Raw genomic sequence first — 11,959 nt, forward strand, 5'->3', positions numbered from 1 at the left:
ACTCCATCCAGGTCCTCACCCTGGCCGACACCCACATCACCCACGTCGTCTCCTTCCACGACGCCACCCTCTTCCCCGCCTTCGACCTCCCCCTCACCCTCCACCCGATACCCGTTTCCGCCCCCTGATCTCCGTTGGGTATCGTGACCCCCTGACCGGCCCAGCCCGGTCACGGCGGGTTGCCCGAGTGGTCAAAGGGAGCAGACTGTAAATCTGTCGCGAGAGCTACGAAGGTTCGAACCCTTCACCCGCCACTCGTAGGTCCTCAATAGGCACGATGACTGAACAGAAGATCGCTGACGGACGTCTCAGTTGATCCCTGGGTGCGAGTACGCTCCAAATATGCCCGGATGCTGTTCGGCGATCCCAACGAACGGCCACCGGGTGTCGGGCCGATGCCGGGTATCGCCTGCTCGGTGGCCAGCGTGCGCGCGGCGAAGCCGGGGCTGCGGCTGTACGACGGCGGGTGCGATGCGCGGGACAACTTGACCAGACCCAACTTTCATCGCCGCCAACTGCCGCTGGCGAGCATGTCTGTATCGCGACCGCACCGACGCGCCGACCCCGGCCACGCTGCTGAGCGCACTGCCTGGCGACACCGACGTGTGCCACGACCCGAACAATCGCGCCGACCTCCGATGTGAGCACGACACCGGCTACCTCACCACCGCCTACGCACGCCTGTCCGCGCTCCGGCAAGCCCGGCTGGACAAACACGCCGACCTCGTCAGGTCATGGCTCAGACAGCAGTGGGACACCGTGGCAAGACACATACTCGGGCCGAACTGTCATCGAACGATTTGCCCGCTGCTGTCCGGTGTTTCATTCAGGTTGCCCGGCAACCCGACACCCCATTCGACGACCGGCACGACGTGAGACGGGAAATCGAGGCCAACGGGGACCGCGGACCGCATCTTCTCTACGATTCCCGGATGAGCAACGGTCTTACACACCGGTTCGGCTCAGTGGGCTTGATGGTCGGTGGCCTCGTGCTGGTCGGAGCCGCCGGCTACGGCTTCATCGCGCTGTCCGGTTACACGTTGTCCGCAGCGGACGCCGCAGCTCTGGCCAGCCTGTATCTACTGGTGAACATCATCGGACCAGGCCTGTTCTTCGCTCTCGAGCAGGAGATCAGCCGATCCACCAGCACACAGCTTACGGCAGGGAATCGGATCGGCCCGGTCGCTCGGCGTGGCGCGGTACTTACCTTCGGTGTACTGATCGGTGTGCTGGCCATTCTCGTCTGCATCTCCCCGGTGCTCGTCAACCGGGTGCTCGCCGGCAACTGGTGGCTGGGCGCCGCCGTAATGGTCAGTGTGTCCGCGACAGCCGCCGTGTACCTTGTGCGCGGCCTGCTCGGTGGCGTTCAGCGGTTCACAGGCTATGCGGTGACGCTCGCCGTCGAGGGGATCGCCCGCCTGCTGCCGTGCGTGGCGATTGCGGCAAGCGGAGCGCCGTCCGCGGTCGGCTACTCGATGATCTTCGCGGCGGGCGCGGGTTTCGGCGCGCTGGCCGGGCTCCCCTGGCTTGTCCGGGCCGCACGGGCCGAGGCGCCCCACATCGGTGGCGGGTACGCCGTTGAGCCGGCCGGATTTGCGCTACCCGGCCACTCCGTCGGTCGAATGGCTCGAAGGTCGTCCCTGCTGATTGGCGGCACCTTGCTGATGCAGCTGGTCCCTAATCTCGCCCCTATCGTGGTGACCGCGCGGCTGGCCGGCGACGCAGCTACCGCCGCGGCCTTCGCGTCGGCGTTCATCCTGGTGCGCATCCCGCTGTTCCTGTTCACTCCGGTGCAGTCCATGCTGCTGCCGACGTTGACCAAAGCCGCGACCATCGGCGATCTGCCGGCGTTCCGGGCCAAATTGCGCCTGAACCTGCTCGCGGTCGCCGCGGTCGGGTTGCCCGCCGCCTTGTTGTCGCTCCTGGTCGGGCCGTGGGCGGTGCAGCTGCTGTTCGGTGCCCAGGTCCGCCTGTCCGGCACCGTGGTCGGGCTGCTCGGGATCAGCACCGTCATACTGATGATCGCCCAGGTGCTGCAGCCCGGCCTGGTAGCGCTCGACCGGCATTTCTGGGTGACCATCGCCTGGGTTCTCGGCACCACTGTGCTGGTTGGCATGCTCGCACTCCCCGGCAATCCGCTGCGCGCCGCCGTGATCGCGCAGTTCGCCGGCTCGCTGCTGGTCGCGGTGACCATGGTGGCGGCGGTTGTCAATGGCCTACGCCGTTCGCCGGCTCGCGCTGTTGAGGTAGCGGCCCCGGCACGCTGAGCGGGCATGTGCAATCGCCGCACGGACCGTCAGGGCACCCGGTGTGGCAGCTCTCCCGGGCGCGGCGCGCCCGCGTTGAGCTGCCGGATGAGCTCGCCGTACCTCGGATCGCCGCCCGGGTCGAGGCAGCCGTACCCCCACGTCGCGGTGTAGGCGGAACACCTGCCGTCAACCTGGCGGCTGACCTGCGCGTTGAACGCCAGCATGCCCGCCGAGTTGTCGGTGCGCGGCATGTACCGGTCGCCAGTGGCAGAGACTGATGCTGCGATCAACAGCACGACCGCGACCAGCGCGCCGGTCCGCACCGAACCAGTCGTGAACGCGGACCGGAACCACCCGGCGGACGACGACGTAGCCACCGAACGGGCGGCGTAATAGACCGCGAAACCGGTGAGCAGCAACAGGCAGTAAAGCAGCTCGACGGTGCTGCGCGGATAGAACTGCACAGCGTCGTTAGCGTACATCTGCGAACCGAAATGGAATCGCAGCAACCAAGCACCGGCGAAAATGCAGGTGAGTGCGAGCACAATCGTCCGACGCAGCCCGACGGCGATAGCCATGGCAAACCCGACGAGCAGGAGGATCGTGAACAGGCCGACGCCCCCGAGCTCCCCCGGTGGCGGCCACGGGCCTGGGTTGGCACCGGGTAGATCACCTCGCCACATGGCGATGTACGCCGGCTCCGCCCACGTGTCGAAGAAGTAGTAGCGGTCCCGCGCCGAACTTGGCGCCATCAGCAGCCAGAACAGATGACGGTGAGCCACCAGAACGAACACCGCCGACGTCACAATGATCAAGGTGAGGCCACGTGACCACCCCGTTCGCCACGGAAACACCAGCAGTGCGGCGGCGAACAAACCAGGAGCCGACCACACGAACCACCCGGAGTAGACAAGGAATATCGCACCAATCGCGACACCAAAACCGGCGCCGGACAGTAGCAGGCGGCGCCATGGCATTCCGCCTGATCGCCTGAGTTGCCGTACCAGCAGCAACAGCACCGGGATCAATACCGCGAGCATGACGTTCGTGTAGGGCTTGTAGGGATCGATCAATGGCAGCGCGGTGACGACGCCAACTCCGAGCGCCCAGGTTGGTGACAGCAGCAGCCGCCACGCCAGATATACGGCCGGTCCGAACAGAGCCGTCAGCACGATCTGCAACACCTTCAGCGAGTGCTCCGGGGTGCCGCCGCTCACCTCGGTGTACCACGCCAGTGCGTGGATGAATGCGGGCGGATAGTTCTCCGGCGTCGACCCGGTCTCCAGGAAGGCTCGGGCCCACGAGACGAGCGTTCCCGCGTCACCATTCGGCCCGTTGAGTCCCCAGCTTGTGCCGCGCAAAGCGATGACGACCGCCCCGGCAACCAACCCCGTGCCCAACCCCGCGATGCCCGCGGACACCAGATGCACAGCCAGAACCTTCCACCGCTCCCTCCGGCCTGCGGTGCAAGCGACCACCGCGATCACCAGCACCAGGGCGACCAGGGCGAAACGCAGCTGAAGGCCGGCGAGACCGCTGACCTGTCCGACGCGGTCGAGCGGGCTGACTTCAATGGAACGAGCCAGCAGAACCGCCAGCAGTGCGAGCGCGACCGACACGAACGCCTCGGCCAGAATGGTCCATTGCCGAAGGCTGGAGTTCGCCGCGACGGCGACATCCTCCGTTCGGTTCGCCGGCGTCGCAGCTGAATCGCGCTGCGGGTCATGCACGCCGGACCGCTGGTCCGTTGGCATCGCTTGCACTGAGAATCCACTCCCTAAGGTAGCCATTCCGGCAGATCGGCGGCCCGCCTAGTTCGCCGGTGTGGTAGCAACTTTCTTCGCGATGACAAGGAAGGACTTTGAGATTGCCCACAATTGTGGGAATCGATTGATCATGACAATTCCAGTCCGGTAGACAAGGCTCCGTCCACCCTCGGCGAGTGAGATGTCTGCTGGTAATGTCAAGCGCGAATCCAGTTCAGGGCGTGCATTGAGCAACTTCCGCAGCCGCCGGTAGGTCGGCGCATAGCTGGCATCGCCGTAATCGCTACCACGCCGCGAAGCGCGCAGATACCAGTTGGCCATGGGAAGCGGCAGGTAGCTGAGAAACGGTAGCCCATAGTGAACCTCGATGGGCCAGAGTTTGTTGGGCACCAAGATGAAAGCAACGCCCCCGATCCGCAGACAGCGGCTGAGCCGCCAGAGGGCGTCTACCTGATCCTCGATATGCTCAAGCACGTTGTCCATGATGGCGAGGTCGAAACACTCGACGTCATCTAATTGCTCAACAGTCAATTGTCGAATATGTGCGTTGGTCAAACCTTGGTCGTGTATGTTCTCCCGCGCGGCGGCCGCGAGCGTCTCGTTCGGCTCGATTCCCACAGCCTTCGAACAGCTCTTCGCGAGCTCGACCGTCATGTGTCCGTAGCCGCAACCGATATCGATGACCTCGCTGGAGGCGAATGGAACGTCGAGCGACGGGCCGGCCGTCAGCTCGATCTGCCTGGCAAAACCGCCGGCAAGGCCGCTGCGCTCCACCATCCTCTTGCTGTTCCGCTCGTATTCCGGCAACGCATCCAACTCAAGCCTCCATTCGGCCCAGTTCCCTCGCTCCAGGTGGGTCATCCTGCCACCCGCGAGTGCGTCATGTACATCCTGCAGGGCTGCCAATGCCGGTGCTGTCGGGCTTGTTAGACTCCGCCGCTGCTGGGTCAACTTCTTGAGCCGGAAGTGTGAAATGATCTCGCTGGACGTGCTCATTCCGTACCACGGAGACGCAAACTACCTGGTACGGGCGGTTGAGAGTGTTCGCACTCTCATCGACACCGACTGGATGCTGACCATTGTCGAGGACAACTATCCGGACGGACTGCAGGTACAACGGCGGATAGAGGATCTCGGCGACGAGCGGATCCGTTACCTGCGCAACAAACGACAGCTCGGCACCGCGGGCAACCACAGTCGGTGTGCGCAGTTGGCGGAGCGTGAGCAATTCGTCGTGATGGGGTCCGACGATGTGTTGTTACCTTGTTATGGCCAGACTTTGGCCAATCTCCTGAGTCAGTATCCCTCTGCGGCGATGGTCCAGCCCGGCATTCAGGTGATCGATGAGTCCGGTCAGCCGTACCGATCTCTCGGGGACCACGTCAAGGACGTGATGCGACCACGAGGCGACGTCATCGAGCTGCGCGGTGAGGCGGCCGCCGCCAGCCTGCTGCGTGGGAACTGGCTGTACACGCCGGCCATTGCCTACCGGCGGGATCACGTGGTCGACCTGCCGATGCGGCCAGGGAACGACGCGGTACACGACCTGGCTCTAGTGGTGGACATTCTGTTGGCTGGTGGTTCGCTTGTGGTCAGTAGGCAGGTAGCCTTCCTGTATCGCCGGCATCGAAACAGCCACTCCAGCATGCAAGCCAGGACCGGCCAGCGGTTTCGGCAGGAGCGGTCCTACTTCGTCGGCATCGAGGCCGAGCTGAGGATGCGGGACTGGCAGACTGCCGCCCGGGCGGCACGCCGTCGGCTGCTGTCCCGATGCAATGCGTTGACGCAACTGCCCGGCGCCCTACTCTCCGGTGAGAGGCGCGTGGCCGGTGAGCTCCTCAGCCACGTTTTGCGCCGATAGTTGTTGTGTACCAAGCGCTACCGCATGGTCTACCGGGCACCGACGGTCTCGGCTCGAGCGGTGTCGCCCGGCTGCTCCTCCACTGAGTCGGGCTGTGGAATGGAAACACCGGATGCTCGCCAGTAGGTCAGGAACAACAGCGTGACGGCCAAGGTCGCCACGATCAGCGGCGGGACGCTGCCCAATGGCGGTGACCAGCTTCCGGCGAACGGGTTGAGACTGCGCAACCCGGACTGCCAGCGTGCCATCGAGTAGGCCAGGCAGATCAGGTGGATCGGCAGGAGCAGTGTGGCGAACATCCGGGTCATTGAGCGGAAGTGCTCTCCGGTGAACGCGTGGCGGCCCAGGACGTAGGCGCCGAGCAGCGGCAGGCCGACCGCTCCAGGCAGGAAGTATCGACCCTGGTTGAACCAGCCGATCACGTTCACGAACAGGATCTCCGCGCCGAGCAACGGGGTGAAGGTGGCGAAGAACAACGCCAGCAAGCGCCACCGGTCGGCACGCTTTCCCACCACGAGCCCGCCCAGGGTCAATACCCCCAGGGTCGCGAACCAGACGAGGTAGATCAGCCGAGGCATCAGCGTCTCGGCCCAGCCCGTCACTCCGACCATCTGGTTGGCCACGTTTGGCCACATGTGGTCCACGACCGCGAACCGCAGGATCTCCTTGAACGTGAGGCCAGCATTCGCACTCGCCGCGCCGACCGGCTGGGCGAGAAAGACCCAGGCGACCGAGGCGAGCACGCAGACACCGACCACAACGGACCAGAACCGGACCGTGCGCGAACCGACCAGGGTCTTCAGCCGTGCTCGGGAGGACGGGACCAGAATCACCCCGAGGATCACCGCCAGCCACATCACGCCGGTGAACCGGAGGGTGACCAGCGTGCTGGCCGATACGCCAGCAAGCACCACGGCCGCCCGGTTGACGCCCTCCCGTTGGTCGTGCACCACAGCGATCAGAGCGGTAAACAGTGCAATGCCGGCGGCGATCTCGACCCCGCTGGGATTGATGGCCCCGCCGAGGTGGGCGATCATCGGTGTCACCGCCACGACCACACCGGCGACCAGAGCCCGGTGCCGGGTCCACCGGGCTGCGGTCACCACGGCGCAGGCCAGCAATGCCGCCATCGCCGCACCATTCAGCAGCCGGGCCAGCAGGATCCCGGTCCAGTTCGGCCACAGTCCCAACGGCCAACTGGTCACCAGGTAATACACCGGGTTGAACCGGCCGGCGCGAGTTTGGACACGCAGTTCGGACTCGTCACCGCCCGGTTCCCTCTCACAGCTGGCTGCGACTTCCACCTTGGTGGGGAAGCACGATCCGCGATAGAGACTGTCCGGAACGGTCTGTATGCCCCCGGTGGGATGGCTTTCAGCGATCACTTCTCCGCGCATTATCCCGGAAGCGCGCAGGACATGCTCCTGCTCGTCCGGTGGCCCGTTGTACGGTGCGGCAAATGCCCAACCCGCGTGCAACAGCAAGAACCCGATGAAGGCCGGTAGCCACAGTCTATAGCCAGGCATGAGCGCGCATCTTATCGACAGTGCCTCAAGTCCAGAAGCCGAACTGGATCCGGCCAATAAATGGCCAGGATTTGGAAGCTGCAGCGTCCGCGAGATGCGACTTCCGAAATGTCTGGCGTTCAGGACCGGCCGGTTCGGGTCAGCTCCCCCGCGAGGTGTCCGCGTGACGACCAGCCGGCTGACCGCCGTGTCCGGAGCGTGCACGCACCTCGGCTGCCGGCTCGCCCTCGACGCCACGCAGCGCCGCCTCAACTGCCCCTGCCACCGAACGAGCTTCGACGTCTCCAGAGACGTACTGCAGCAGCAACTGCCCATCACCCTGCGGCCACTGCCCAAGATCCTCGACCGGGAGTCCGGCGGAGTCGTCGAAGTCTTCGTACCGCCTACGGGCTAGCCTGCCGCGATGTGATCACGTTGACCGCGGCGCGGACCCGGCAGGCCCGGGTGCGGGCCAACGGCCTGGCCGGGGACAGGGCGGCCAGCGTTGCGGAGGCGACCCGCCGGGCGGTCGGGCTCCAGGCCCAGGACGTCAAGGCGTGCCGGCTTTCCGTGCGGTCGCGCACCTCCGGGCTCGTCAAGTCCGATGTGGACAAGGCGGTGCGGGAACGTGCGGTCGTCCGCACGTGGGCCATGCGCGGCACCCTGCACATGGTGGCGGCTGAGGATCTTGGTTGGGTCGTCGGTCTGCTGGGGCCGTACTTCGCCAAGGGCCTCTTCGGGCGCAGGCGGCAACTCGGGCTGGACGAGGAGACGACCGAGCGGGGCGTGCGGGCGGTTGCGGCGGTGCTCAGCGGATCGAGGCCGCTGACCCGGGCCGAGCTGGTCGCGCGGATCGCCGAGCACGGGGTGGTGATCGATCCGCGGACGCAGGCCGTGCCGCACCTGCTCGGATACGCGGCGATGACGGGTGTGATCTGCCGGGGTCCCGGTCTGGAGCGGGACGAGCCGAGCTACGTGCTGACCCGCGAGTGGCTGGGGGAGCAGCCGGTCATCGCCGAGGAGGAGGCGCTGACCAGGCTGGCCGCGCGGTATCTCGCGGGTTGTGGCCCGGCCACGGCGGAGGACTTCGCCGCGTGGTCGGGGTTGCCGCTGGGGAAGGCGCGGCAGGGGTTCGGTGGGTTGGAGCTCGAGCCGGTGACCGCGGCGGGGGAGCCGGCCTTCGTTCTGGCCGGTACGGAACTTCCCGCAACGGCAAGGAAACCGGAGGTACGGCTGCTGGGGCACTTCGATGCGTACCTGCTCGGCTACCGGGGCCGGGCGCTGGCGGTGCCGGACGGGTTCGAGCACAGGATCCGGGCGGGCGGCGGGATGATCATGCCGGCGGTGCTCGTCGACGGGTTGGCGGTGGGGACGTGGCGCCAGGTGCGGAGAAAGGACGGGCTACGGGTCATTGTCGAGCCATTTGGTGCGTTGGCTGACCGGGTGTTGCCCGGATTGCGGGACGAGGTGACGGACCTGGGACGGTTCCTCGGTCTTCCCACTGAATGGGAACTTGGCAGGTAGAGGTACGTGTGGTGGGCCGATCGGGTGCAGATGCACGGCCACTCAGCACAGTCGGTTTTCTTCGCCCGATCGGGGTACAGTAGCGCGACCGTGACTTGCCCCCTTGGGGCGCCGTCATCAACGGCAGGTTTGTGTGTCTAGTTGCTCGGACCTGGGCGGCCGAGGAGGTGTGCATGACGGACCATGCTGGCGCGAGCACCGTCCGTACGTCGCCGAGTCTGACAGCCCAGCCCGCGGACGACCGGACACCCGGCCGGCGCTTCGTCTTCTTCTCGATGACCGTCCTGATCTTCGGCTTGATCGCGGCCGGGCTGGTGTCCTGGTGGCAACCGATGCGGCCGGGCGCCCAGTGGATCTGGATCGGCGCGCTGCTGGCCGTCGGGTTCCTGCTGGCCGAGCAGCTCGCGGTGAACGTCGACGTACGCGGCGGCGTGTCCTGGACCATCTCGTTCACCGAGATCCCGCTGGTGATCGGCCTGTTCGTGGCGCCGTTCCAGGTGGTGCTGGCCGCGCACCTGGCCGCCGGGGTGGGTACCTACCTGGCGCGCAGGGTGCAGGACCGGATCATCTACAACACCGGTGTCTTCATCATCGAGATCGCCAGCGCCTTCTCGGTGACGAAGCTGCTGAACGGCGCGCTCGCCGGCTTCGGGCCGCCGTGGACGGGCGTGTTGGCCGGCGCGCTCGCCGCGCCGCTGTCCAGCACACTGCTGGCGCTGGTCGGGGTGTACATCCTGGGCCGGCGGATGCGGATCTCCGCCGCGGTTCGGCTGGTCGCCCGGATCCTGGTGCTGGGCCTGGTGAACTCCTCGGTCGGCGTGGTCGGGTACGAGGTGGCCACCCGGGTCGAGGCCGGTTGGCCGCTGGTGCTGGTCGCGTTCGGCGGGCTTTCCGCGCTGTACCTGGCCTACTCCGGGCTGGTCCGTGAGCAGCGCGACCTCGAGGCGCTCTCCGAGGTGAGCCTGATCGTGGCGCGCTCCGGCCACCAGGCCGCCGCCCGCCCGGCCACCGGGATGGACGACACCGTCGAGGCCGTGGACACCGACGAGTGGCCAGGCATCGCGCACCGGATCAAGGACCAGCTCGGCGCCGCGCGGGTGGTGATCCGGCTGCAGGTCGACACCCAGGGTCCGATGATGACGTTCGTGTCCGGCGAGCCGCAGCCGGCCGAGATGCTGAAGATCGAGATCACCGGGCCGAAGGCCGACCCGCTGCTGCGGCTGCCCGGCTCGCACGTGCGGCACTTCCGCCGCTCCGACGCGGTCCCGGAGATCCGTCAGGCGCTGCTGCGGCGCGGTATCGAGGAGGCGCTGGTCGTCCCGCTGCGCAGCGCGAACCACGTGCTCGGCATCGTCGAGGTGCACGACAAGCTGTCCCGCTGGCGCGGCTTCGGCCAGGCCGACCTGCGCATGATCGGCACCACGGCGAGCCACCTGGCCACCGCCATCGACAACCGCCGGCTCCTGGCCACCCTTCGGCACGACGCGTACCACGACCCGCTGACCGGCCTGCTCAACCGCCCGGGTTTCCGCCAGGCGGCCGGCGAGCGGCTCCGGGCCACGCCGAAGTCGGTGGTGTTGCGGGTCGATCTCGACGTGCTGGCCACGATCAGCGACGCGCTCGGCTACGCCTGGAGCGACCGCATGGTGATCACCGCCGGCCGGCGGCTGCGGGACGTGCTCGGTTCGGAGGTGCCGCTGGCCCGGCTGGAGCGCGGCGCGTTCGCAGCGCTGCTCGTCGGCGTCACCCTGGACGAGGCGCAGGCGACCGCGGAACGGCTGTGCGCCGAGCTTTCCACGCCCTACCCGGTGGACCGGCTGACCGTGGAGGCCGGCTCGGTGGTGGGTTATTCCTCGCCGTCCTCCATCGCCGGCGGGCACGGCGGCGCGGAGATCGACACGAACCTGACCACGGCGCTGGACGTGGACACGTTGCTGCAGCGGGCGGACGTGGCGCTGCGGGCGGCGCGCAGCAGCGGTGAGCAGGTGCGCGCCTACCTGCCCAGCATGGGCCAGATCTTCCTGCGCCGGTTCCAGCTGGTCAGCCAGTTCCGGCAGGCGCTGGAGTGCGGTCAGGTCAAGGTGCACTACCAGCCGAAGGTGGCGCTGCCCAGCCGCCAGCTGCTCGGCGTGGAGGCGCTGGTTCGCTGGCGCCACCCGGAGTTCGGCCCGCTGGACCCGGACGAGTTCGTGCCGGCGGTCGAGGCGGCCGGCCTGGTCGACGCGCTCACCGAGTTCGTGCTCGACCAGGCGCTGGTCCGGGTGCGCAAGTGGCTGGACCGCGGCCTGCGGATCTCCGCGGCGGTCAACATCTCGGTGCGGTCGCTGGCCGATCAGCGGTTCCCGGACCGGGTGTCGGCGCGGCTGGAGCAGCACCGGGTGCCGGCCGAGCTGCTCACCCTGGAGCTGACCGAGTCCGGCGTGATGGCCGACCCGCAGCGGGCCCTGCCGGTGCTGCGCCGGCTGCACACGCTCGGCGTCGTGCTGGCCGTGGACGACTTCGGCACCGGGTACTCGTCGCTGGCCTACCTGCGCCAGCTCCCGGTGGACGAGGTGAAGATCGACAAGAGCTTCGTGCTCGGCATGGGTTCCGATCTCGGCGACCTCGCGGTGGTGCGGTCGATCGTCGAGCTCGGCCACTCACTCGGGTTGACCGTGGTGGCCGAGGGCGTCGAGGAGGACATCGCCCGCGACCAGCTCGCCGCGATGGGCTGTGACGTGGCGCAGGGCTACCTGATCTCCCGGCCGCTGTCCGAGACCCGGCTCGAGGCCTGGCTGCAGGCGCGCACCACCCAGGCCCACGGCTTACGTGACGAGATGGTGCTCACCCTGATCACCTAACCCGGTTTCGCAACCCCTGCCTGGCTTGTGTACCCTTGCCAGGGCCTCCTCGCCCCAATAGCTCAGTCGGCAGAGCGTCTCCATGGTAAGGAGAAGGTCTACGGTTCGATTCCGTATTGGGGCTCGCTCAGGGAACCCGTGTCCACGGAGAGCGTGGACCGGGTTCGCTCGCGTTTACACTGGGGGCCAAGCTCCCAGACCCCGGGCGGGGGGG

At 67.2% G+C, this 11,959-nt stretch carries 8 protein-coding genes and 2 tRNA genes; 7 read left to right on the top strand and 3 right to left on the bottom strand.

What is annotated here, in order from left to right; genetic code table 11:
- Positions 1-173: 173 nt before the first annotated feature.
- Together VGR06_RS33900 and VGR06_RS33905 are read left to right on the top strand one after the other, a co-directional pair.
- Positions 174-254: transfer RNA gene (locus tag VGR06_RS33900), tRNA-Tyr, on the top strand.
- A gap of 480 nt (positions 255-734) precedes the next feature.
- Positions 735-2,267 carry a hypothetical protein gene (locus VGR06_RS33905; RefSeq protein ID WP_327563274.1) on the top strand — a complete coding sequence of 511 codons (1,533 nt, stop codon included), beginning with the start codon at positions 735-737 and terminating at the stop codon, positions 2,265-2,267.
- Between the two features lie 29 nt (positions 2,268-2,296).
- Here VGR06_RS33905 and VGR06_RS33910 read toward each other — a convergent pair whose 3' ends face one another.
- Positions 2,297-3,979 carry a hypothetical protein gene (locus VGR06_RS33910; protein WP_327563275.1) on the bottom strand — a complete coding sequence of 561 codons (1,683 nt, stop codon included), beginning with the start codon at positions 3,977-3,979 and terminating at the stop codon, positions 2,297-2,299.
- An 81-nt stretch (positions 3,980-4,060) separates the two neighbouring features.
- Positions 4,061-4,876, bottom strand: a complete 816-nt coding sequence (locus VGR06_RS33915) for a class I SAM-dependent methyltransferase (protein WP_327563276.1) — start codon at positions 4,874-4,876, stop codon at positions 4,061-4,063.
- Positions 4,877-4,988: 112 nt separating this feature from the next.
- Here VGR06_RS33915 and VGR06_RS33920 point away from each other — a divergent pair, with 112 nt between their 5' ends.
- Positions 4,989-5,876: a glycosyltransferase family 2 protein gene (locus tag VGR06_RS33920; RefSeq protein WP_327563277.1), complete on the top strand. Its 888-nt coding sequence runs from the start codon at positions 4,989-4,991 to the stop codon at positions 5,874-5,876.
- 29 nt (positions 5,877-5,905) lie between these two features.
- Here the strand turns inward: VGR06_RS33920 and VGR06_RS33925 are convergent, their stop codons facing one another.
- Positions 5,906-7,402 (bottom strand): DUF2142 domain-containing protein, encoded by a 1,497-nt coding sequence (locus VGR06_RS33925; protein ID WP_327563278.1) that lies wholly within the window; start codon positions 7,400-7,402, stop codon positions 5,906-5,908.
- A 163-nt stretch (positions 7,403-7,565) separates the two neighbouring features.
- Here VGR06_RS33925 and VGR06_RS33930 point away from each other — a divergent pair, with 163 nt between their 5' ends.
- The 4 genes from VGR06_RS33930 to VGR06_RS33945 all read left to right on the top strand — a co-directional run bounded on the left by VGR06_RS33930 (position 7,566) and on the right by VGR06_RS33945 (position 11,869).
- Positions 7,566-7,796 carry a ubiquinol-cytochrome c reductase iron-sulfur subunit gene (locus VGR06_RS33930; protein WP_327563279.1) on the top strand — a complete coding sequence of 77 codons (231 nt, stop codon included), beginning with the start codon at positions 7,566-7,568 and terminating at the stop codon, positions 7,794-7,796.
- An 11-nt stretch (positions 7,797-7,807) separates the two neighbouring features.
- The gene (locus VGR06_RS33935) at positions 7,808-8,905 is read left to right on the top strand and encodes a winged helix DNA-binding domain-containing protein (protein ID WP_327563280.1); all 1,098 of its coding nucleotides are present in this window, start codon (positions 7,808-7,810) and stop codon (positions 8,903-8,905) included.
- Between the two features lie 173 nt (positions 8,906-9,078).
- Complete coding sequence (locus tag VGR06_RS33940; protein ID WP_327563281.1) at positions 9,079-11,745, top strand: putative bifunctional diguanylate cyclase/phosphodiesterase; 2,667 nt, start codon at positions 9,079-9,081, stop codon at positions 11,743-11,745.
- Between the two features lie 51 nt (positions 11,746-11,796).
- Positions 11,797-11,869: transfer RNA gene (locus tag VGR06_RS33945), tRNA-Thr, on the top strand.
- Positions 11,870-11,959 lie beyond the last annotated feature (90 nt).

It is taken from the genome of Actinophytocola sp. (genome assembly GCF_036002505.1).
GTDB lineage: Bacteria > Actinomycetota > Actinomycetes > Mycobacteriales > Pseudonocardiaceae > DASYTH01.